This window comes from Parendozoicomonas haliclonae (assembly GCF_900174585.1).
GTDB classification, from domain to species: Bacteria; Pseudomonadota; Gammaproteobacteria; order Pseudomonadales; family Endozoicomonadaceae; genus Sansalvadorimonas; species Sansalvadorimonas haliclonae.
Map to the genome: position 1 here is coordinate 126,296 of NZ_FWPT01000009.1, position 19,622 is coordinate 145,917.

Below are 19,622 nucleotides of genomic sequence, written 5' to 3' on the forward strand. Positions count from 1 at the left end.
GTATGGCAGAGCAGGGATCTGGCTCCGCCGAGAAAACCGAGCCACCATCTCCTTTTAAATTGCAGGAAGCCCGTAAAAAGGGACAGGTTGCCAAGAGCATTGAGGTGACCTCCCTGTTTACCTTTATAGCAGCCTGCATTGCACTGATAAGTCTATGGTCAAGCCTGCTCGACAAAACTCGTCAATATATGGCTGTCTCGCTTAATTTGGCTGATGGCAGGCCAGAAGCAATCTATGAAGCTGGATATCACCTGTTGTCTTTTTTGGGTATTCCCCTGCCTATTATGCTGATCATTCTGGTTGGTAGTGTCATTGGGAATATTCTTCAAACCGGACTTTTGCTGACGACACACCCATTGAAACCAGATATCAAGAAGCTAAACCCTATCACGGGATTTAAGCGCACTTTCTCTATGAAAATGCTGTTTGAGCTGATGAAGTCTCTGCTGAAAATTGTCATTTTAGTGCTGATTTGCTGGTTTCTTATTCCGATTTTTTTGCCTGAGTGGATAGCTTCACTGGATCAAGAACTTACCACAACTCTTTCCGCTGTTATTTCACAGGCAATACTCCTTGCCGGTGCCTTGCTTGCCGGGATGTTGGTTATAGTGATTCTGGATTTTCTGTTTGTCCGCTGGCAGTTCCTTAAGCAAATGCGGATGTCAAAACAGGAAGTGAAAGATGAGCACAAAAGGCGTGATGGCGACCCTTTGATCAAACAAAAGCGCAGAGAGCAACAACAGTTACTGCGCCAGAATCAGTCTGGTATGGCCAGCATTGGCAGTGCAGATGTCATTATAACCAACCCCATCCATGTTGCGGTTGCGATCCGTTATGATCGGGACTCAATGGCTGCACCGATTGTTGTCTGCAAAGGGCTTGATCAGCAAGCTCTTTATATACGAGAGCAGGGGCGACGCTATCGTATCCCCATTGTTTCAAGGCCAGCGCTGGCACGGCATCTTTTTAAAAAAACTGCAGTCAATGGTGTGATTCCGGTTAATAGCTATCTTGGCGTGGCCAGAGTGCTCCAGCATGTCATGCAAAGAAAAACAAAAAATAAAAATTCATGGAGACCGTCATGATAGGCCCTATTGCCGAAAGAATGGTTGGCACTCGAAGCGAGCTGGCACTTGTTGTTGCGATGCTGGGTATTCTTCTGGTTCTGTTTGCCCCCATTCCGGCTGCCTTACTGGATCTACTGCTGCTGTTGAACTTCAGCGTGGCGATGTTGATTCTTCTGCTGACCTTCTTTACTGACCAGCCTATTAAGTTCTCAACCTTCCCCTCTATCCTGCTGATGGCAACCCTGTTACGTCTTTCTCTCAATATTGCCGCTACTCGACTCATTCTCAGTGAGGGGGATGCTGGTGAGGTAATCGGGGCAATTGGTGAATACGTAGTTGGTGGGAATTATGTGATTGGCCTTGTGGTCTTTTGTATCTTGATCATTGTCCAGTATGTGGTTGTGACCAGTGGTGCGCAACGGGTAGCCGAGGTGGCCGCCCGATTTACCCTGGATAGTATGCCCGGAAAGCAAATGAGTATTGATGCTGATCTGAATATGGGGCTGATTGATGAGAAGGAGGCTCAGCGTCGACGCAATGTGATTGAAAAAGAGGCCAACTTTTATGGCTCTATGGATGGTGCCAGTAAGTTTGTTAAAGGCGATGCTATAGCCGGAATTATCATTATCCTTATAGATATTCTTGGCGGCCTGACAGTCGGCATTGTTCAAAATGGCATGGATTGGGGGAGCGCGCTGCATACCTACACGCTTATGACGGTAGGCGATGGGATAGTAACCCAGATACCCGCTCTCATTATTTCAACAGCCACGGGCATTATCATTACTCGTGCTGGTAGTGATAGTTTTCTTGGCGATGAGGTCAGCACGCAAATATCACGTTATCCGAAAAGTCTGGTGCTTGTTAGTGTCTTTCTGCTTGCCATGGCGGCTCTTCCAGGATTACCACTATGGCCAATCGCCATCCTGTTTTGTCTTTTTGCCGCAGGTGCCTGGCTTGCGATCAGGGCATCAGGGCGTGATCAAACAGAACATAATAGCCCCTCTTCTGATGCGGATAATCAGCACGAGGCACCTTCCCTGCAGGAGCAGATGCGTATTGAAGCTCTTGAGCTGACCGTTGCTCAGGATTTGTCTGATGTCATTAACGGTAGCCAGCTACTTCTGGAGAAGATCAAAAAGTTTCGTGAGCAGTATGCTCTGGAAATGGGTGTTATCCTCCCGCCTCTTAAAGTTAAGACCAATGCTCGCCTTGCACAATCCAGTTATGAGATCTGTCTCCATGGTACAAAGGTTGGAAGCGCAGAGTGTTACCCTGGTAAATGGTTGGCGATAAGCACAACCAGTGGGATTACATTTGATGGTCTTCAGGTTAAAGACCCATCATATGGCTTGCCAGCGGTTTGGGTTGAGGAGGATCAGTGCGACCAGGCACGTCAGCAGCAATACACAGTTGTGGATGCGCTGACAGTGTTGTTTACACATATTTCCGAAACCATACGCAGAAACTGTGCAGAGTTACTGACCAGAAAAGAGGTCGAAGCGCTTCTGGAACCTGTCAAAGCCAGTCAGCCTGCATTGTACGATGAGCTGATTCCAGAAATTCTTCCCACCGGAGAAATTCAGAGGGTTCTTCAAAATCTGGTGCGTGAGAAGGTCTCTATTCGCCATATTGATCGCATTATTGAAACTCTGGCTGATTATGGGCGCACGGAGAAAAATGCTGACAACCTCACTGAGCATGTGCGTAGGCAGCTTGGCAGGGCTATCTGCGACAAGCTGCTGGATGATCAGGGGCAGCTCCATGTCCTGACCCTCGACCCAGCTTTGGAGCAAGGGTTGACTGCGGGCAGTCAGGAGGGGGAGGCCAGCCTGTCATCTGTTCAGCTCTCGGAGATTCTTATCAGGGAGTTGGGGCAATCCAGTGAGCTTATGGCCCGGGAGGGTAAAGAGCCTGTACTGGTGGTTTCACCAACACTGCGCCGTTCTGTAAAAAAAATGACGGAACGTTATTTGCCCCATCTCACAGTTCTCTCCTTGAATGAGATTCATAATCTTGTCTCCATCGTCTCTTTTGGTATTATCGGAGCCAATACAAATAGAATAAACGTCGGTAGCCCGATAAAAAATAAAGAAGAGGCTGCGTAGTATGGATTCAATATCAGTTTTGTCTGGTGCCTTAAATGCGGATATCCAGCAGTTAAATCTGATTGGGCAGAACCTTTCAAACGTCAATACGACAGCTTACAAACGACAGGCCTTTGCTTCTGTTGTTGATAAGACTTTCAACACAGATCTGCTCGCCACGCCAGTCCGCTCCCAGACTGTTCTGGAGCAGGGAGCTCTAACTTATACCGGCAATAACTTTCATGTCGCTCTGGATGGTTCTAGCTTCCTCGCTGTCAGGCACAATAATTCTCTTTCTTTCACCCGTAAAGGTGAACTCGCGGTTGATGGCAATGGCCTGCTTACTCTGATCTCTGGACAAAAGGTACAGGGGCAGTCCGGTGATATACAGCTACAACCTGGCGGCTTTACTATCAGTGAGCAGGGCGAGGTTATTCAGGACGGCAGGGTTATCGATCAGTTTGCCCAGTATCAGCTTACAGAACAGCCGCTACCTATAGGCTCCGGACTTTATCAGGATGTACAGGCTGTCCAGGAGAGGGATCTCTCGATGGTCAGGCAGGGGTTTTTGGAAGCGTCCAACGTCAATCATCTTCAGGAGATGGTTCGTCTGGTAGAGACGGTGCGTCACTATGAGGCATCCAGTCAGGTCTTGCAGGGGTATAACGCCATTCTCGAAGAAGCCGTGACGAATCTGGCTCAGTTTTAATCTATACGCCTGAGATAAAAATAATGATAGAAGCGCTTTACATTGCCGCAACAGGTATGCACGCAGAGCAGCGTCAGCTTGATGTTATAGCCAATAATATGGCAAACCTGAATACATCAGCTTACAAAAAAGAACGGGCCAGTTTTGATAGCCTTATTGCTCTCGGTAATACCTCGTCACCAGTCTTATCCGTTGAAACTAAAGGTATGGGTAGCACCGTCAGCCATGTCGAGCGGACTTTCACACCGGGGGACTTGAAAAACACCGGTAACCCTTATGATTTGGCCATTAGCGGTGAAGGCTTTTTTGAGGTGTTGCTGCCCGATGGCAGTGTTGCCTTTACCCGGGATGGTTCATTCAAAACCGATGAAAATGGTCTTCTGACAACACGACACGGGTATTCATTGGCACAGCAATTTCGTATTCCACCAGATGCTCGTGCGATAACAGTCAGTGAAAGGGGAGAAATCACTGCAGATCTGGGTAACGGGCAGGAAGATACTCTTGGTACTCTGGAGTTGGCTCGTTTTACGTCAAACTCATCCTTGCAGTCTCTGGGGAATAACCTTTTCCTCGCCACTGAGCAAAGCGGTACGCCCTTCTTTTCTGTCCCGGGAGAGAATGGAACCGGTCTGGTGCAGCAAAACCATATCGAAACCTCCAATGTTGATCTTGTCGAAGAGTTGATGAATTTGACAGTGGCCCAGCGCGCTTATGAAGTGAACTCTCAGGTCATCAAAGCAGCTGATGAGATTATGCGGATTAATAACAGTCTGAGAGTTTAATGAATCGGCTGTTGTTTGGCTGTCTGGTTTTGCTTCTGCTTCTGCCACTGAGCCTGTCGGCATCGACATTGTTAGTTCTGGCACCCGTAGTCACTCTTAAGGATGAGCGTGTTTCCTTGGATAGGCTGGGAGACTGGTCTACCAGCCTGCCTGGCAGTCACTTGCAGTTAGAAAACAAAATGCTCACGTTTCCAAACGAATTGATCAGTCAGGAAGGTCGCAGCTGGATATCACGGCAGGTTGTTCAGGCCTTACTGCAAGAACAATACCCGACGTGGGATATAACCTTGAGGGGGGCTGATCAGATACTGATCCGAAAGCCACGCATCCCGCAGTCCGTTAGCCCTATCGTAGAAGCTGCGTCAGACCAGCTGCTAAGTGACTTGTTGAAAATATACTCCCATGTGGAATTGACGCCATTGGGAGTGCTGAAGGATGCCTCTATTCAGGGAACGATCAAGACGTTAACCGCCTCACGTTTTCGTGAAGGTCGTGCCGGAAAACGTGAAGCCGTCCGTGTCACTCTCGAGACTACCGAGGGGCAGCGGGTTGTGGTCCCTGTCTGGTTTTCCGTCAAGATTCCTGCCGAGGTTATGATGCTGGAATCTTCTGCAGCCGCGTTGACGCACCTCCGTGACCTTTCCCTGATTCCCCAGCAGGCGGATATCGCAGGTCTTAGAGGCGATATTGAATGGCCATCAGAAGAGTATCGACTCAATAAGCCCCTACCATCCGGCCATCTTCTTACCCTCGCAGATCTTGAACCTATCCCGGACATTGAAAAAGGGAGTGTGGTCAGAATTATCTCGCAAGCAGGGAGCACTGTTATCCATGCCCAAGGGCACGCTTTGGAAGATGGTGGCCAGGGGGAGTCGATCGCTTTTCTGGTTAAGGGAAGTCAGAAGCCTGCCATGGGTAAAGTTATCAACAAGGGAATCATTCTGGTAAAGGAGGACAGAAATGACCGTTAAGCCATTCTTTTTCGCCGTTCTGTGCAGTCTGCTGCTTGGTATTCAGGCGCATGCAACAAGCCTCTACCCCAGGCAAGGCTTCCAGTCATTAACATCAGACTCTCTGGCACTGGCAGTAGGTGACAGTGTTACGGTATTGATCGTTGAAGATTCTACTGCATCCGCTTCGTCTGGAGATGATCTGGAAAGAGGGCTGGGGGCTTCGGGCTCTATGGAACTGACCCGCCGTACGGAATCGGGAAGAATTGGATTTGGTCTGGATGCCAACGGCAGCGATTCGACCAACCGCAGCGGGAATCTTAGAGCAGTTGTTACCGCAGATGTCATCGCGGTTGATCCTCAGGGAAGACTCCAAATCGCCGGGCGGCAGTTGATTGTCGTAAACGGGGATGAGCAGCTTATCACTATTAGTGGCTGGGCAAGACCCGACCATATTGATGCGCAAAACAGTATTGTCTCCAGTCGGTTGAGCCAAACACGGATTGAATACAGTGGTATCAATGATGAAGAGGAAGGCATGCTTGAAAGTGTTTGGGAATGGCTGGCATCACTCGCAGAGACCGGTGAGCAGGAGCTCGAACCATGAATCAACTGTTCCGTGTACTATCCGTCCTGATTTTATTGATTAGTGTTTCTTCACCAACGATGGCAGCTGTTCGCCTGAAAGAGCTGGGGCGTATAGAAGGTGTTCGTGACAATGTTCTGATTGGCTATGGGCTGGTAGCCGGTCTTGCCGGTAGTGGGGATTCTCGGCGCAGCGAATCTACGACACAGTCCATTGTCAACACGCTTCGCAACTTCAACGTCCGTGTAGAGGCGGACGAAATTAATAGCCGTAATGTAGCTGCTGTTGTCGTTACGGCCGAATTGCCACCTTTTATTCAGGCTGGCGACCGTATCGCCGTTAATCTCTCTTCTTTAGGGGATGCACGCAGTCTCCTTGGCGGAACCCTTCTGATGACCCCCCTCAAGGCTGCAAATGGTCATACCTATGCCCTCGCTCAAGGTGCTGTCTCTGTCGGCGGTTTTCAATATGAAGCCTATGGTAATCGCGTGCAGAAAAACCATCCGACTGTCGCAAGGATTCCGAATGGCGCGATTATCGAGCAAGAGGTATCAACCTCTTTTCTGACGCCAGAAGGTGATTTGAACATTCTTTTGACTGAGCCTGATTTCACAACCGCAAACCGCGTCGTGCAATCTATTCGGGAGGCTATTCCCGACAGTGTGGTTAAACCCCGAGGGCCAGGGAAGATTTCTGTCACACCTCCCGAAGCCGGTGATGTCATAGCCCTGATTGCCCGGATTGAAAATATTACCGTTGAGCCGGATCAGGTTGCCAAGGTGGTAGTGAATGAACGCACGGGTACGGTTGTGTCCGGAGGCGATGTTCGCATATCAGCCGTATCGATCTCTCATGGCAATATTGAAGTGAGCATCCTGACTGACTATCAGGTTTCCCAGCCGGCCAACCTTGAATTGCTCAATGCCAGCGCTGGTGTTGATATTCGTACAGTTGTGACTCCCCAGACCCGGATCAACCTGGAAGAGCAGAAACTCGCCTCTATTCAGCTTGAGGGCAACAGCACGGTAAATGAGTTGGTTAAAGCCCTGAAGCAGATCAATGTCTCCACCAGGGATCTCATCTCGATACTGCAATCCATCAAATCAAGCGGAGCCCTGCACGCTCGTTTGATAATCAATTAATGCAAGGAGGGGCTCTCGATGCTTGAACTTTTGGATGGTGTTACCAGCAATCTGCTCAATAAAGCACTGGATCGCTCGGCGCTTGAGCATAAGCTGATCGCCAACAATATCGCCAATAGCAGCACGGTTGGCTTCATTCCTCAGACAACGGCCTTTGGTCAGACGTTGGCAACGATCCAGAATCTTGTTGAACAGAACGCGACTCCTGCAAGTCTCAGGGACGCCACCGAGAACTGGAACCCTCAACAGGATATCGGTACTGAGTCTGGTTATACACAGGTTGAACTGGATCGTGAAATGGTCAAGCTAACTCAGAATACCCTGCATTATCAGGCCCTGATGACCGCAAAGTCAGGCCTGGGTGATCTGCTTCGTACAGCTATTAAAGAAGGGAAAGGGTAATCATGGACACATTCGCCATCAGTTTATCTGGTCTTGAATTTCAAAAGTTGCGCCTTGAGACGGTAGCCAGGAACTTTGCCAACAGCCAGAACACCCGTGCTGCAGGTACAGAACTCTATCAACCTCTTGAAGCTATCGCTTTTAATGATGCCAGTCAGGAGCTGGCCGGTGTCGTATCATCGACGGTCATCGAACAGAATCGCGCGCCGGTAAAAAGTCATGAGCCGGGTCATCCGGATGCGGATCTGGACGGGTTTGTCACCCGCCCCGGCGTTAACCCGGTAGATGAAATGATTACATTGATGACCTCTGTCCGTACCTATCAGGCGAATGTTCAGGCCCTGAACGCGGCAAAGAAAATGGCTCAACTGGCTTTGGAAACAGGAAAATAAAAATTATGGAAGCTCTTGTTCCGCTGGAAACGATAACCGCCACAATACCGTTGCAGAGTGCTCCTCATTCCGCCGCACAATCCGATTTTGCGAATCTTCTCGGACAGGTGGGGGATTTAAATACCTCCATTCACAAGGCTGAACATCAGGCGCAAACACTCATTGATGGCAATCTGGATAATCTTCATCAGGTCATGGCTTCAATCAATCGGGCCAAACTGAATTTTGATCTGGCGGTACAAGTCCGCAACAAGATGCTGGAAGGGTATCAGGAAATCATGCGGACCCAGTTGTAAGGGAGTCAGGTCGCAATGGCAGTCACAGAAAACAGGGAACCGGTAAACAACTATAAAACCATCATTCTTGTGGTTGTTGGCTTGGTTATTCTTATTGCTCCAATTCTTCTCTATTTCCTGTTCATGAAGGAAAGCTATGAGCCCCTGCTCAGTAATATCAATGAAAGCAGGGCGGCCATTCTGGCTGATGAACTGGGCCGGCAGGGGATCGATTATCGCTATATCGCGGAGAGCCAGACTGTTGAAGTCAACACCCAGCAGATACACCAGGCCCGGATGGCTCTGGTATCTAATGGTGATATCGGCAGTGCAGCCACAGGTTTTGAACTGTTCGATGAAGCGGGTTATGGCATGACCGGTTTTACCCAAAAGGTTAACTTCCAGCGGGCTCTTCAGGGAGAACTTGAACGTACGATTACTAATTTTGAAGGTATCCGGATGGCGCGCGTGCATCTGGTTCTGCCAGAGCAATCGCTGTTTCGTGATCAACAGGGGGAGGCCAGTGCTTCGGTCGTCCTGATGCTGAAACCGGGTTTTCAGCCTGATACACGGCAGGTAGCAAGTATTCAACAACTGGTGGCTGCCGCAGTGCCCAGTCTTAATCCGGATGGGATTGTGATCAGTAACAGTACAGGTCAGGTTCTCAGCACACCCGGAGGTGAAAGTGCCGAGATGACTGGGCAGCTTGGCTACAAACAAGCGGTAGAGCAGTACTACACCAATAAACTCACGACTCTGGCAGAGCAAGCACTGGGGGCCGGGCAGGTGGCGGTGGTTGTTGATGCCAAAATCGACTTTACCCAGTACAGCACCCAAAGGGAAAACCCCCTCACCCAGGCCGATGGTACCGCCACGCTGTTAAAAAGTCGTACAGTAACCGAGTTTGAATCCGCCACCGGCAAAGATGGGAAAAGCAAACCTGGCATCATTAAAGAGAGTATTGAGCAGGATTTTCAGGCGGGTAAAGAACTGGTGCGTATGGAACAGCAACCAGGTGTGATTGAGACGCTGCATGTCTCTGTTCTGGTCAATGCACCGATAACGGCAGACGAGCAATCAGCGCTGGATAGTCTGATTCGCAGCGCGGCCGGCCTTGACGGTCAGCGTGGGGATACTCTGGCGCTCTCCGTCTTGTCTCCCAAAATTCAGATGCCTGTTCCTGTCGAGTCTCCGGTAGTCGCACCGGTGATGATTCACAAGTCCGAAGAACCACTTCAGGGCAAAACAACAAGTATGTGGGCAGGCGAACGTACGGGTATGCACTATCTCCTGATAGGCGGCGCTGTTCTGATTCTGATGCTAGGTATTGTCGTGGCAATTCGTATGCAGTCCAGGCGGCTGCCCAAAGCAGAAAGGGAACTGTTACTGGCGGATATGCAGGACTGGTTGACGACTGAGGATGTACGCTATGCCGTCCGTCAGTAACCCGCACCGTATCATTGCCCTCAAACTCCTGAATTTGGGCTGGTTTGACCGACGCTGGTTTTTGGCCCGCCTGCCAGCGTCAGCGCGTGCTGCGGTTAATCAGCATCTGGAGCAATTGCGCAAGAAGGGTGTCCAGAAACTGAGCTATCAGGATATTGAGCAGCTGGTTGCTACAGCAACAACGAAAGAGTCAAAGACTGACGAAAACAGTTTCGATTTATCAGAACATAGATCCACAGAGTACCCGGCCCCGATACACAACGCTCTGGTCCGGGAAGCTGAGAAGCAGGGATACCCGCTTGAGAAATCTCAGTACACCAGTGTCGACACTGCAGAACTCACTCCCTATGTGCGAGAGCTGTTGTTGTGCACCTTTCAGGAGCAACGCTCTGCTCGGGAGGTGCTGTTATGAGCCAGATCGTGAAAACAGGGGTTATTTCCGGTAGTAGAACACTCTCTGTTTTTTCGTCGCAATCGGCGACTGCCAGACAGGAACCCGCACCCCCGGTTACGCCGTCCTCGCCGTCTGCAGAGCAGCGTCTTCAGGCTGAGCTCCAGCATAAGCAGCAAGAGCTGGAAAAAATCACAGCCCTGTTACAGGAGCAGATGCAAAAAAGCGCAGAGCTGGAACAGGATAATAAAACGCTGACAGAAGGCTATAAGCAACTCGAACAAGAACGGGATAGCCAGTGGCAGGCTCTTCGTCTCAAGGCCGAACTCCAGCATGAACAGGCTCTGGAAAAGCAGAAGGCGGACTGGCAAACCACGGCTGATCAGGCGTTAAAAAGCCAGCTGACCCTCTTGGAAACAGTAGCCGCAGAGCAGTGGCAATCGCTGCAATCTGTGGCTCTGGATGTCGCATTTACGGCCTTGTGTCGTCTGGTTGGTAAACACTACGGCGAACAGCCTTTTGTCAGAGCATTGCTTGAGCAGGCGGTTGCGGATTTAAAAGGGCAAACCCATCTGACCTTGCGTATGCGTCCTGATGATTGCCAGACGTTGAGCGCCTGTGAAGATAACATCAAAACGGCACTGGGGTGTCAACATATCACCTGGCAGCCGGATACCTCGTTGCAGAATGGTGGTGTCGTCATCGTAACCGAACGGGGGGAATGGGACGCGCGACTGGACAGCCAGATCGAGCAAATCCGACAACTGCTGGCAGGTTATGCCCATGGGTGATATTCAAGCCTGCCTCTCCAGCCTGGAAACCGCACCCCTGATCAAACGTGCCGGAAGAATAACGGATTATCACGGTTTGGTTCTGGAAAGCCTGGGGCCGGATGCGGTACTGGGGGAACTGTGTGAGCTGGTGTCCAGTGATGGGCAATCCCTTTCCCGGGCGGAAGTCGTGGGGTTCCATAATGGCAAGCTGCAACTGGTCCCCTTTTCTGGTATTGAAGGAATCCGGCCCGGCGACCAGATTTTTGCCACCGGTCACGCTCCGGATGTTATATGTAGCCGGGAGTTGCTGGGACGCATTGTCAATGCCCATGGTGAACCTATTGATGGTTCTCCCCTGTCTCCCCGTGAGAGTGAGCGTCGCCCTCTTAAACGACAGAGTCCAGGCCCCTTGTCACGGAAGCCTATTAGCGGCCGAATGGATACCGGTGTTGTGGCTATCGATTCCTTCCTGGCCATGGGTTATGGCCAAAGGGTCGGGGTCTTTGCCGGCAGCGGGGTCGGTAAAAGTACTCTGCTCGGCCAGATAGCCCGAACAGCGAAGGCGGATGTCCATATCATTGCCATGATCGGGGAACGGGGCCGTGAGGTGGTCGAGTTTATCGAGGATATCCTCGGGCCGGAGGGAATGAAGAGTGCCGTAGTCGTGGTGGCCACGGCCGATGAGCCGGCACTGATGCGTGTACACGCGGCCTATGCTGCCACGACTCTGGCAGAGTATTTTTGTGACCAGGGACTGTCTGTTACTTTGACCATGGACTCCGTCACTCGGTTTGCCATGGCCCTGCGGGAGATCGGTCTGGCGGCCGGTGAGCCTCCCACTGCTCGTGGCTATACCCCATCGTGTTTCAGTGAAATTCCCAAATTAATCGAGCGGGCCGGCAACTTTCAGGGTAAAGGTTCAATCTCGGCGTTTTATACCGTACTGGTTGAGGGGGATGATTTAAATGAGCCCATCTCCGATACCCTGCGCGCGATACTGGATGGTCATATCCTCCTTACCCGGGAGCGCGCCAATCTTGGCCTGTATCCTGCTATAGATTTGTTGCAGAGCGTCAGCCGGTTAAGTACCAAACTGACGACAGATGAGGAACAGGAAACACTGAGGGAGAGTCGTCGGTTACTGGCCCTTTATCAGGAAAACCGGGAACTGATCCAGATTGGTGCCTACCAGAAAGGTGTTGACCGGGAACTGGATCGGGCCATTGTTTTCCAGAACACTATAAACCAGCTGCTGTTTTCCAATCAGGCTGCACTGTCTCATCAACAACTGCTGGAGAAGTTGCAGTCTGCTCTGCAAAAGCCTCCGGTCAGCGGAGAACACGACGGTGAATAATCAGATGCAGCTTAAACAGCGGAAGATCGCGCTGCATGTTCAGCTGGTGCAGGTTAAACACCAGAGAATGCAGGCATTGCAGCAGCTGAACGAGGCACGCAGCTGGCTTCAGACTCTGGTGCAGCATCAGGCAACATTGGTGCAGCAACAGGAACAGTTACTGGCCATTCAGCTTGATCTGCAAAGTCCGGGCGCTGTTGTTGATCCGGCCAGAGTTCAGTTCACGGCAGAAGCGGTGCTGGAAACAAATAAGCGGCAGGACCAGGTTCAGCATGATAGGCTGAGCGCAAAGAAGAAACTGTCGTCTATTTATGACGCCTTCCATACCTATAACAGACAGAAGGAAGGTTTGGAGTCGGCCTTAAACCGTCTGGCTCAGGCTCAGGAACAATGGCGTAGCGCACGTCAGCAGCACCAGACTGACGAGTTGGTACTGCAACGGAGATTCCCCAATGGATAAAACCACAGGCAGCCCATCCCTGGTTCCTCCAGCGGGAGGAACATACAACGCCACTGAGCGGTTACAGGGGCGGGCTTTGCGTGACTGGGAGCGTACCGTCGATACGGTGTTGAATGCTAAAACGCCCCAAGGGGCATCCACAGGTACAGCACAAGACTCTTTACCACGCGCACCTGACTTGTGCCAATTCTCCGTTGAGCATCATGCACCGACACGCCAGCCCTTGTCGGATATCGATCTTGCTCAGTCGCTGCTGACAAACAGAACGCGTCCGGCTGCGTCTGGAGCAGGGCAGACCCCTTACGCTGAGCACCAGCCCCAGGCGGTAACCCATGCTACAGCTGTCAGGCCTTCCCGGCAGCTGGTCGCAGAACAGGCCTTGCTAAAACAGCTGCAAACCATCCCGGTCTTGCGGGAGTATCTGCCTAAACAACGTGTACAGATTCTGGAAGAGCAACCTGGCCGGTTCACTCTGCGCATTCGCGACTTTTACGCATCGGAAGAACAGCTGATCAGGCACCTGAAAGTGTTTACTCAAATATCCGGTATTCCCATTCAGAGGGTGGTGATCAATGGGCAGGCCATCACGATCACCTGATACCACCCGGCAGAATAAGAAGACCCCTGATAAGAACCAAGAATAACGATAAGGAGCGAAACAATGGCTATTGATGCAGTAGGGCAGGTCGCAGGCACCCAGCTGGCCACCCAGCAAAGCTCGCTGAGTCTGGATGAGTTCCTGGATGTTTTTATCACCCAGCTCAACTACCAGGATCCTCTGGATCCTGTTGATAACAAGGAGTTCCTCGCCCAGATGGCGCAATTCTCCTCTCTGGAGATCGCCCGTAATTCTCAGAACCATCTGGAAGATGCCCTGGAAATCAGCGCTGTCAGCCAGACCGTCGGGCTGCTGGGCAAAACGGTGGAGGTCAATGGCGAGAAGGGTATCTCCATCGGCAAGGTCACCTCAATTCGGCTGGCCAATGGCAGCCCGGTGTTTTCAGTGTCAACCGCAGACAATACGGTGATTGCTGATCTTCGGCCTTCCCAGATCACGCTGGTCAGGGAGTAACCATGTCGACACTGGCCTCTATCTACAAAAGCTTTTCTGGTCTGATCGGGTTTACCCGCAAACTGGATGACCTCAGCCAGAACGTGGCCAACCTGAATACCGTTGGTTTCAAAAGCCGGGACAGCTACTTCCGTGAATTGCACGATGGCCAAAGCGGCCAGGGTGTTGCCATGGCCGGCAGTGAGATCAATTTCAAGGATGGTGAATATACCCGAACTTCCCAGGCGACTCATCTGGCTATGAGTGGTGAAGGCTTCTTTGTGCTTGAAGATAACAACGGCCAGCGTTTTTATACCAGAGCAGGTCAGTTTGTCCTGAATGGTGATCAGCTGGTTGACAGTCTTTCCGGGCACCGGGTTCTCGGGCTTTCGGAAGCGGGAGGCCTTGAAGTCATCAGTATTGCCACCGACAGCCGCAGTGCACCAGAGCCTACCAAAACGGTGACTTTCCGTGGCAACCTCAACGCCGGGACTGCGACAGATATTGTCTATCCCGGTGATACCGACACACCGGTGACCGCAGAAGTGTACGACAGTACCGGCAAACTGCACCGTCTGGAGCTGAGTTTTACCAAACAGATTGGTAATAACTGGTCCGTCGAAGTGGATGATGAAAACGGCCTGCAGGTTGCCAGCCATACCTTGTCCTTCTCGGCCACCGGCTCGCCGGTTACGGGCAGCAATCAACTGATGTTCACTTTTACGCCTGATGGCGCGGAATCCCAGGAGGTCACTCTGGACTTTGGCACCGCAGGGGAGTTTACCGGTGTCACTGGTTTCACCGCTGCCAACTCTTCCCTGACCAGTAACCGGGAAGATGGGCGAGGTGTGGGGGAGCTGTCCGGGAGCCGCTTTGATGAGCAAGGCAATATGGTGCTGTCGTTTACTAATGGTGATAGTCGACAGCCCTTTACCATTGCCCTGGCCCGTTTTCGGGATACCAGCCAGTTAATGACCAGCAGTGGCAACCTGTTTACCAGTCACAGTGATCCTGATGCTATCGGCAAGCCCGGAGAAGGGGCTTTGGGCAGTGTTCGCCCTGAAGGTCTGGAAAAATCCAATGTGGATATCTCTACCGAATTTGCGGAAATTATCATTATCCAGCGGGGCTATCAGGCCAGTTCGCAGGTGCTGAGCGTCTCTAACGAAATGCTGGAAGAGCTCTATAACAGCACAGGAGGGCGGTGATGTCCTATTACCCTGTTTATGGTTTCTCTTCGGGTCAGCTGGCGGAACTGGATGCCGCGCTTCGTGATGCTCTGGAAACCTGGGGACAGCGCTGGTTTACAGCGCCACTCGGGTTTTCTGTGGTCGAAACAGGAGCGGAAGATCGGTTCGATCCGGTAACGTTCCGATCCCTGTCTGGTGGTCAGCAGATTGGTTTTCATTCTCAGGAGATCAGTGAGAGCCTTTTTGCAGCGCTGTTTCATTGTCCAAAGAGCGAGCAGAGCCCGACGACCCTCAAGCTAACCGAGCCTGTTCAAACAGCCTGCCAGCAAGAACTGTTTGCCCTGTTGCTCAAGGCTGACGGGGGTGATGAGCAGGAGCAAGCGCCTCCGGCAGGTTTTGCCGAAAAATGGTCAGGCTGGCACAAGCTGATCATGGTCTGGCCGGATGAGAGCCTGCTGGTTGTGTATCTGAGCCCGGGGCTGATCCGCAGCCAGTGGCTAAAACACCAAGAGCAAACAACACAGCCAGCCCTGGCCAGTCGGGCAGAGGCCATTGGTCAGCAGAGGCTTTCACTGACCGCAGAACTGGGTTCTGTATCACTTCCGGTTGGGGAGCTGGCACGTCTTCAGGCCGGGGATGTGATCTTTTTTAACCCGCCCGTGGCCGAGAGCATCACCCTGAAAACATCCACAGAACACTGTATTGCCCGTGGGCAGCTCTGCCAGCATCAGGGACATCGTGCCCTGCTGTTACGAGGAGCCGATACCCCGGATCACAATCACGCTGCAAAAGAAGAATGATTATGTCAGAACATGCCGTACTGGAATCATCTCCCACAGACGAACAAACCGCCCCGATAGAAGCGGTTGAACTGGAACCGGCCACACCAGAGGCCCCGACCGGGAGCACGCTGTTTCATGGTGTTAACCCTGCCATTGTCGAAGGGCTTCACGTTAAGGCCCATGTCGCTCTGGGGCAGGCCAGCCTGACGGTTAAGGAGCTGTTCAACCTGAAAGAGAACAGCCTTGTCCCGCTGGATACCCTGACCGATGATCTGTTGGAACTGACGGTTGACGGCCATAAAGTCGCCCGGGGGCGGCTGGTGATCCAGGGAGATCGCTTTGGCATTGAAGTGGTGGACGTTGCAGCAGACGCTGTATGACACAGTTGAATAAAAGACAGTGGTTTGTACAGCCGCTGCCATGTATTCGCCGGTGGTTGATGATGGGCATTCTCACCGTGTCGTCTTCCGTGGTACTGGCGAGCGGGCAGGCTCCGGGCTTTAAGCCGGAACCTGAGTTTTCATCTCGTTTTTTATGGAGCTATGGCCTGTTGATGCTGGCTCTGGTGCTGATTGCCGCCGGGCTCTGGTATATCCGCCAGCGCCAGATTCATCGGTTAAGACAGGCAACAGGGCAGGTTGCGCTGCTGGAATGTCTGGACAGCCGCCGGCTGGATAGCGCCACCACATGCTGGCTGGTCAAGGCCGGTGACAGTACGGTGCTGGTCACCAGTAACGGTAAACAGCTGAGCACCCAGGTTCTTCCATTGTCTCGGGGTCCTGCATCGTTGTCGAAGGAGGAGTCCCATGTCCCTTAGGATGGCCCTGTCTGGAACGGGACTGTTGGCAGCGCTGTGGTTATTGCTGTTCAGTCCGTTGAGTTTCGCCGCACCGCCGGGGGCGGACCCCTCGCTGGTCAGCCTCGGCGGGCTTATGCAACTGTCGCCGGATGCCGGGGCCGATGAACTGGCTTCGCCACTGCGAATCCTGATTCTTTTAACTGTTCTCAGCCTAGCTCCGGCGATCCTGATGATGCTGACTGCTTTTACCCGGATCGTGATTGTCCTGTCGATGCTGCGGCAGGCGATCGGCATGCCCCAGACGCCACCCAACAGTGTGTTGATCAGCCTGGCACTGATCCTGACCCTGTATACGATGATGCCGGTGTTTGAAGCGATTAACGACAAGGCCCTGGTGCCCTGGCAGGCAGGCGAGATCTCGACCTTGGAAGCCGCCAGTGCGGCCGAGCAGCCGGTAAAAGCCTTCCTGATCTCTCAGACCCGTGAGCAGGATCTGGCCCTGATACTGGAACTGTCTGATAAGCCGGTACCGGACAGTGCCAGCGCATTGCCGCTCTCTACCCTGGTGCCGGCCTTTCTGCTGAGTGAGTTGCAGATAGCCTTTCAGATTGGCTTTATTATTTTTCTGCCCTTTCTGATGATTGATCTGATTGTTTCCAGCATTCTGATGTCGGTGGGGATGATTATGCTGCCCCCTATGACCATTTCCTTACCGGTGAAAGTGTTGATGTTTGTTTTGATCGAAGGCTGGGCGCTGGTGGCCTATGCCCTTGTAGGCAGCTTCCAGTAGGCCTTCGGTGCGGGCAATGGTGCAAACGGAAGCCGACGGCAAAGCAGCAATGGATGATTTCTCGGTATGGCAGGCTTACTGGCAGCAGCCTACCCGGGAGAAGAAAAACCGTCTGTTGGCCCGTTACAATGAGTTTGCCAATACCATTGCCTTGAAAGCCTGGCGTAAGGCCGGGTTGCCCGAAGCCGATAGAGAGGATTGCCAGCAGATGGCCACCGAAGCCCTGCTGCAGGCTATTGACCATTACCAGCCCGGCTACCAGGCCCGCTTTGAAACCTATGCCGGCAAGCGGATTTACGGTGCGGTGATTGATGGCATCAGCCACTACAGCGAGCAGGCCAGTTACTACCACTACCAGCAGGAACTAAAGCGGGAGCGGCGACGGGCGGTGGTTAAGGAGGCGGGCAATATCGACCGGCTGGATGATCTGATTGCCATCACTCTGGAACTCTCCCTTGTTCATTTGCTGGAACATGAACACCAGCGTCTGAATTATACGCCGGCTGAAATCGGCCCCTATTCGGAGCTTGAATCTGCCCGGCTGCATGATGAGCTGCATGGGTTTATCGGTCATTTAACCGCTGCCGAGCAGACCGTTGTTTTGCACCATTACCAGCAGGAGAAAAGTTTTGCCGACATTGCCAGAGAGCAGGGGATTAGTCGGGCCAGGGTCTCCCAGTTGCACAGCAGCGCCTTAAAGAAAATGCGTGTGGCAAGCCTGCCAGCTCTGGAGGAGAGTTATAGCCTGTAATGGGAATGATGGCGTAATAGTCTGCTCTGTTCGGCACAGAGCCAGAGACTGAGTTACGAGAGAAAACGGGCAATAATCCGGTCAAACTGCTGGCCCAGATCCGGGTCATTATTGAGTGTGTGCAGAATATCATCCCGCATGGGTTGTAACTCTCCCAGCGTCAGTCTGTCCGCATAGGCACTGCCAATCACCGTTTCAACAAACACCTGCCGTATATAAGCCTGATCCTTACGTTTTTCCGGTGTCAGACGCTGGAGTGCCTCAACAACAGCCCCGCGCAGTTGCTCGTTCTGTGGTTGTGATGTTGAGGGCGAGGGAGATGATGGGTGAGCACCACGATTGGTATGGGGGCGTTGCCCCAGCTGACGCAGCAGCAGGGTAAAACCGGTGGTGGGGCGATGAACTTTCACAATAATAAAACGTTAGGTCGTAGAACGTCAGGATTGTTGATAACGGGATAACAACATTTTACTTAGCCCCGTTGCTTCGTCTTCACTGGCGGCCTTGATCTGTTCTTCTGTCGTATTGTTTAAGGGAGCTTTCTGGTCCGCAGACTGCGTATAGGTTGCTTGCTGTGATGCACCAAGACCAGAGCGTTGCTCCAGATAGTGTATCACCTGCTGCATATCGTTATTGAGTGGAGCATTCTCTTTATTCAGTGCCAACCCCTGCTGCAAATATGTCACAGCCTGTGCGGGATTTTGCTGCTGGGCGGCCAGCAAACCCTGGGCAAATTGTTTCAGATAGTCCGGTGCTTCGCTGGTTAATAACAGTTGCCACTGGGCAACGGCTCCCTGTTCGTTATCCATGGTGATCAGCAGCTGGGCCAGCTGAAAGCGGGCAATCCAGAGTTGCGGATCAAGCTCCAGCGCCTGCTCCATACCGGCCAGGGCACGGTCGTACAAACGCAGCTCTGCATGCTGGGCGGCAATAAGCAGTACCGTTTGGGTATTATTGTTCAGGGCCTGTGCCTGCTTGAGTAGGGTTAAGGCCCGGTCATGCTGGCTCTGCTCCCCGGCCAGAATGGCGCAATGGAGCAGTTCTTCGTGATCCAGCGAGACTGGTATTTCTGTGGTCATACTGTTATTACTCGAATTTTTTCAGCTTTCAGTTAACGGTGCTGTGTAAGGGGTAGAGTTCTAAAATGACTCCGCCCCCTTTTTCCGCTTTTTCAGTTGGAACAGCTCACTTCAACTTTTTCCAATACCCCCTATAGGTACGTTCAGGTACAGAAATTTTCCAAATACTGCCATCTTTAACACATTTGAAATACCCCGAAGGGCCACCTTCATTTGGTGGTTGAGCATACCAATCTGGTTTATGAACCAACTCCAAAACACCTTTATTAAGAGCAGCTTCAATAGCATCATCGCAATCTTCGAATGCTCTAAAATCCTTGAAGGGACCTTCTGGAAATATGGTTTCACAAGTAATACTCAT

Annotated in this window: 26 protein-coding genes; 23 read left to right on the forward strand and 3 right to left on the reverse strand. The window is 52.0% G+C overall.

Translation table 11 applies throughout. The features are described from left to right. Positions 1 to 2: 2 nt before the first annotated feature. The 23 genes from EHSB41UT_RS18380 to EHSB41UT_RS18490 all read left to right on the forward strand — a co-directional run bounded on the left by EHSB41UT_RS18380 (position 3) and on the right by EHSB41UT_RS18490 (position 18,182). On the forward strand, positions 3 to 1,085 hold the full coding sequence (locus EHSB41UT_RS18380; RefSeq protein ID WP_087112319.1) for an EscU/YscU/HrcU family type III secretion system export apparatus switch protein: 1,083 nt from the start codon (positions 3 to 5) through the stop codon (positions 1,083 to 1,085). Then, positions 1,082 to 3,175: a flagellar biosynthesis protein FlhA gene (flhA, locus tag EHSB41UT_RS18385; protein ID WP_087112408.1), complete on the forward strand. Its 2,094-nt coding sequence runs from the start codon at positions 1,082 to 1,084 to the stop codon at positions 3,173 to 3,175. Before EHSB41UT_RS18380 ends, flhA begins: the two co-directional genes overlap by 4 nt. Before the next feature lies 1 nt (position 3,176). Then, positions 3,177 to 3,863, forward strand: a complete 687-nt coding sequence (locus EHSB41UT_RS18390) for a flagellar hook-basal body protein (RefSeq protein WP_087112320.1) — start codon at positions 3,177 to 3,179, stop codon at positions 3,861 to 3,863. A gap of 23 nt (positions 3,864 to 3,886) precedes the next feature. After that, complete coding sequence (flgG, locus tag EHSB41UT_RS18395) at positions 3,887 to 4,648, forward strand: flagellar basal-body rod protein FlgG (protein WP_087112321.1); 762 nt, start codon at positions 3,887 to 3,889, stop codon at positions 4,646 to 4,648. Continuing rightward, the gene (locus EHSB41UT_RS18400) at positions 4,648 to 5,619 is read left to right on the forward strand and encodes a flagella basal body P-ring formation protein FlgA (protein ID WP_087112322.1); all 972 of its coding nucleotides are present in this window, start codon (positions 4,648 to 4,650) and stop codon (positions 5,617 to 5,619) included. Before flgG ends, EHSB41UT_RS18400 begins: the two co-directional genes overlap by 1 nt. Further along, a complete protein-coding gene (locus EHSB41UT_RS18405) occupies positions 5,609 to 6,205 on the forward strand; it encodes a flagellar basal body L-ring protein FlgH (protein WP_087112323.1) in 597 nt (198 codons plus the stop codon). Before EHSB41UT_RS18400 ends, EHSB41UT_RS18405 begins: the two co-directional genes overlap by 11 nt. Beyond that, complete coding sequence (locus EHSB41UT_RS18410) at positions 6,202 to 7,326, forward strand: flagellar basal body P-ring protein FlgI (protein ID WP_087112324.1); 1,125 nt, start codon at positions 6,202 to 6,204, stop codon at positions 7,324 to 7,326. Before EHSB41UT_RS18405 ends, EHSB41UT_RS18410 begins: the two co-directional genes overlap by 4 nt. 18 nt (positions 7,327 to 7,344) lie before the next feature. Beyond that, positions 7,345 to 7,728 (forward strand): flagellar basal body rod protein FlgB, encoded by a 384-nt coding sequence (locus tag EHSB41UT_RS18415; RefSeq protein WP_087112325.1) that lies wholly within the window; start codon positions 7,345 to 7,347, stop codon positions 7,726 to 7,728. A gap of 2 nt (positions 7,729 to 7,730) precedes the next feature. After that, positions 7,731 to 8,120, forward strand: coding sequence for a flagellar basal body rod protein FlgC (gene flgC, locus EHSB41UT_RS18420; RefSeq protein ID WP_087112326.1), 390 nt, complete (start codon positions 7,731 to 7,733; stop codon positions 8,118 to 8,120). A gap of 5 nt (positions 8,121 to 8,125) precedes the next feature. Beyond that, positions 8,126 to 8,416, forward strand: coding sequence for a flagellar hook-basal body complex protein FliE (fliE, locus tag EHSB41UT_RS18425; protein WP_087112327.1), 291 nt, complete (start codon positions 8,126 to 8,128; stop codon positions 8,414 to 8,416). A 15-nt stretch (positions 8,417 to 8,431) separates the two neighbouring features. Beyond that, complete coding sequence (fliF, locus tag EHSB41UT_RS18430) at positions 8,432 to 9,841, forward strand: flagellar basal-body MS-ring/collar protein FliF (RefSeq protein ID WP_087112328.1); 1,410 nt, start codon at positions 8,432 to 8,434, stop codon at positions 9,839 to 9,841. Next, positions 9,825 to 10,253, forward strand: a complete 429-nt coding sequence (locus EHSB41UT_RS18435) for a hypothetical protein (RefSeq protein ID WP_087112329.1) — start codon at positions 9,825 to 9,827, stop codon at positions 10,251 to 10,253. The genes fliF and EHSB41UT_RS18435 overlap by 17 nt, the downstream gene beginning before the upstream one ends. After that, complete coding sequence (locus EHSB41UT_RS18440; RefSeq protein ID WP_087112330.1) at positions 10,250 to 11,023, forward strand: FliH/SctL family protein; 774 nt, start codon at positions 10,250 to 10,252, stop codon at positions 11,021 to 11,023. The genes EHSB41UT_RS18435 and EHSB41UT_RS18440 overlap by 4 nt, the downstream gene beginning before the upstream one ends. Further along, positions 11,016 to 12,359 (forward strand): FliI/YscN family ATPase, encoded by a 1,344-nt coding sequence (locus EHSB41UT_RS18445; protein WP_087112331.1) that lies wholly within the window; start codon positions 11,016 to 11,018, stop codon positions 12,357 to 12,359. Before EHSB41UT_RS18440 ends, EHSB41UT_RS18445 begins: the two co-directional genes overlap by 8 nt. 4 nt (positions 12,360 to 12,363) lie before the next feature. Continuing rightward, positions 12,364 to 12,819, forward strand: coding sequence for a hypothetical protein (locus EHSB41UT_RS18450; RefSeq protein ID WP_133060570.1), 456 nt, complete (start codon positions 12,364 to 12,366; stop codon positions 12,817 to 12,819). Continuing rightward, positions 12,812 to 13,417, forward strand: a complete 606-nt coding sequence (locus EHSB41UT_RS18455; RefSeq protein WP_087112333.1) for a hypothetical protein — start codon at positions 12,812 to 12,814, stop codon at positions 13,415 to 13,417. Before EHSB41UT_RS18450 ends, EHSB41UT_RS18455 begins: the two co-directional genes overlap by 8 nt. A gap of 63 nt (positions 13,418 to 13,480) precedes the next feature. After that, positions 13,481 to 13,891, forward strand: coding sequence for a flagellar hook capping FlgD N-terminal domain-containing protein (locus EHSB41UT_RS18460; RefSeq protein ID WP_087112334.1), 411 nt, complete (start codon positions 13,481 to 13,483; stop codon positions 13,889 to 13,891). A gap of 2 nt (positions 13,892 to 13,893) precedes the next feature. Further along, the gene (locus tag EHSB41UT_RS18465) at positions 13,894 to 15,078 is read left to right on the forward strand and encodes a flagellar hook protein FlgE (protein ID WP_087112335.1); all 1,185 of its coding nucleotides are present in this window, start codon (positions 13,894 to 13,896) and stop codon (positions 15,076 to 15,078) included. Continuing rightward, positions 15,078 to 15,860: a FliM/FliN family flagellar motor C-terminal domain-containing protein gene (locus tag EHSB41UT_RS18470; protein ID WP_087112336.1), complete on the forward strand. Its 783-nt coding sequence runs from the start codon at positions 15,078 to 15,080 to the stop codon at positions 15,858 to 15,860. Before EHSB41UT_RS18465 ends, EHSB41UT_RS18470 begins: the two co-directional genes overlap by 1 nt. Before the next feature lie 2 nt (positions 15,861 to 15,862). Then, on the forward strand, positions 15,863 to 16,222 hold the full coding sequence (locus EHSB41UT_RS18475; protein ID WP_165767319.1) for a FliM/FliN family flagellar motor switch protein: 360 nt from the start codon (positions 15,863 to 15,865) through the stop codon (positions 16,220 to 16,222). Next, entirely contained in the window at positions 16,219 to 16,659 is a 441-nt protein-coding gene (locus EHSB41UT_RS18480) for a hypothetical protein (protein ID WP_087112338.1), read from the forward strand. The genes EHSB41UT_RS18475 and EHSB41UT_RS18480 overlap by 4 nt, the downstream gene beginning before the upstream one ends. Next, positions 16,649 to 17,431 (forward strand): flagellar type III secretion system pore protein FliP, encoded by a 783-nt coding sequence (gene fliP / locus EHSB41UT_RS18485; protein ID WP_087112339.1) that lies wholly within the window; start codon positions 16,649 to 16,651, stop codon positions 17,429 to 17,431. The genes EHSB41UT_RS18480 and fliP overlap by 11 nt, the downstream gene beginning before the upstream one ends. A 16-nt stretch (positions 17,432 to 17,447) precedes the next feature. Further along, on the forward strand, positions 17,448 to 18,182 hold the full coding sequence (locus EHSB41UT_RS18490) for a sigma-70 family RNA polymerase sigma factor (protein WP_087112340.1): 735 nt from the start codon (positions 17,448 to 17,450) through the stop codon (positions 18,180 to 18,182). A 53-nt stretch (positions 18,183 to 18,235) separates the two neighbouring features. Here the strand turns inward: EHSB41UT_RS18490 and EHSB41UT_RS18495 are convergent, their stop codons facing one another. From EHSB41UT_RS18495 to EHSB41UT_RS18505, 3 genes are all read right to left on the reverse strand, one after another. Continuing rightward, the gene (locus tag EHSB41UT_RS18495) at positions 18,236 to 18,592 is read right to left on the reverse strand and encodes a hypothetical protein (RefSeq protein WP_087112341.1); all 357 of its coding nucleotides are present in this window, start codon (positions 18,590 to 18,592) and stop codon (positions 18,236 to 18,238) included. 27 nt (positions 18,593 to 18,619) lie between these two features. Then, positions 18,620 to 19,261: a tetratricopeptide repeat protein gene (locus EHSB41UT_RS18500; protein WP_087112342.1), complete on the reverse strand. Its 642-nt coding sequence runs from the start codon at positions 19,259 to 19,261 to the stop codon at positions 18,620 to 18,622. Positions 19,262 to 19,367: 106 nt separating this feature from the next. After that, positions 19,368 to 19,622, reverse strand: coding sequence for a hypothetical protein (locus EHSB41UT_RS18505; protein WP_165767320.1), 255 nt, complete (start codon positions 19,620 to 19,622; stop codon positions 19,368 to 19,370).

What these genes read in the sequence shown, in the direction of transcription:
- EHSB41UT_RS18470 (WP_087112336.1), top strand. Translation starts at nt 15,078, where the DNA reads ATGTCCTATTACCCTGTTTATGGTTTCTCTTCGGGTCAGCTGGCGGAA.
- EHSB41UT_RS18410 (WP_087112324.1), top strand. Translation starts at nt 6,202, where the DNA reads ATGAATCAACTGTTCCGTGTACTATCCGTCCTGATTTTATTGATTAGT.
- EHSB41UT_RS18475 (WP_165767319.1), top strand. Translation starts at nt 15,863, where the DNA reads ATGTCAGAACATGCCGTACTGGAATCATCTCCCACAGACGAACAAACC.
- fliP (WP_087112339.1), top strand. Translation starts at nt 16,649, where the DNA reads ATGTCCCTTAGGATGGCCCTGTCTGGAACGGGACTGTTGGCAGCGCTG.
- EHSB41UT_RS18460 (WP_087112334.1), top strand. Translation starts at nt 13,481, where the DNA reads ATGGCTATTGATGCAGTAGGGCAGGTCGCAGGCACCCAGCTGGCCACC.
- EHSB41UT_RS18505 (WP_165767320.1), bottom strand. Translation starts at nt 19,622, where the DNA reads ATGAGTATTACTTGTGAAACCATATTTCCAGAAGGTCCCTTCAAGGAT.
- EHSB41UT_RS18380 (WP_087112319.1), top strand. Translation starts at nt 3, where the DNA reads ATGGCAGAGCAGGGATCTGGCTCCGCCGAGAAAACCGAGCCACCATCT.
- EHSB41UT_RS18445 (WP_087112331.1), top strand. Translation starts at nt 11,016, where the DNA reads ATGGGTGATATTCAAGCCTGCCTCTCCAGCCTGGAAACCGCACCCCTG.
- EHSB41UT_RS18450 (WP_133060570.1), top strand. Translation starts at nt 12,364, where the DNA reads ATGCAGCTTAAACAGCGGAAGATCGCGCTGCATGTTCAGCTGGTGCAG.
- EHSB41UT_RS18490 (WP_087112340.1), top strand. Translation starts at nt 17,448, where the DNA reads ATGGTGCAAACGGAAGCCGACGGCAAAGCAGCAATGGATGATTTCTCG.
- EHSB41UT_RS18415 (WP_087112325.1), top strand. Translation starts at nt 7,345, where the DNA reads ATGCTTGAACTTTTGGATGGTGTTACCAGCAATCTGCTCAATAAAGCA.
- flgG (WP_087112321.1), top strand. Translation starts at nt 3,887, where the DNA reads ATGATAGAAGCGCTTTACATTGCCGCAACAGGTATGCACGCAGAGCAG.
- flgC (WP_087112326.1), top strand. Translation starts at nt 7,731, where the DNA reads ATGGACACATTCGCCATCAGTTTATCTGGTCTTGAATTTCAAAAGTTG.
- EHSB41UT_RS18440 (WP_087112330.1), top strand. Translation starts at nt 10,250, where the DNA reads ATGAGCCAGATCGTGAAAACAGGGGTTATTTCCGGTAGTAGAACACTC.
- EHSB41UT_RS18465 (WP_087112335.1), top strand. Translation starts at nt 13,894, where the DNA reads ATGTCGACACTGGCCTCTATCTACAAAAGCTTTTCTGGTCTGATCGGG.
- EHSB41UT_RS18500 (WP_087112342.1), bottom strand. Translation starts at nt 19,261, where the DNA reads ATGACCACAGAAATACCAGTCTCGCTGGATCACGAAGAACTGCTCCAT.
- EHSB41UT_RS18455 (WP_087112333.1), top strand. Translation starts at nt 12,812, where the DNA reads ATGGATAAAACCACAGGCAGCCCATCCCTGGTTCCTCCAGCGGGAGGA.
- EHSB41UT_RS18435 (WP_087112329.1), top strand. Translation starts at nt 9,825, where the DNA reads ATGCCGTCCGTCAGTAACCCGCACCGTATCATTGCCCTCAAACTCCTG.
- flhA (WP_087112408.1), top strand. Translation starts at nt 1,082, where the DNA reads ATGATAGGCCCTATTGCCGAAAGAATGGTTGGCACTCGAAGCGAGCTG.
- fliF (WP_087112328.1), top strand. Translation starts at nt 8,432, where the DNA reads ATGGCAGTCACAGAAAACAGGGAACCGGTAAACAACTATAAAACCATC.
- fliE (WP_087112327.1), top strand. Translation starts at nt 8,126, where the DNA reads ATGGAAGCTCTTGTTCCGCTGGAAACGATAACCGCCACAATACCGTTG.
- EHSB41UT_RS18480 (WP_087112338.1), top strand. Translation starts at nt 16,219, where the DNA reads ATGACACAGTTGAATAAAAGACAGTGGTTTGTACAGCCGCTGCCATGT.
- EHSB41UT_RS18405 (WP_087112323.1), top strand. Translation starts at nt 5,609, where the DNA reads ATGACCGTTAAGCCATTCTTTTTCGCCGTTCTGTGCAGTCTGCTGCTT.
- EHSB41UT_RS18400 (WP_087112322.1), top strand. Translation starts at nt 4,648, where the DNA reads ATGAATCGGCTGTTGTTTGGCTGTCTGGTTTTGCTTCTGCTTCTGCCA.
- EHSB41UT_RS18390 (WP_087112320.1), top strand. Translation starts at nt 3,177, where the DNA reads ATGGATTCAATATCAGTTTTGTCTGGTGCCTTAAATGCGGATATCCAG.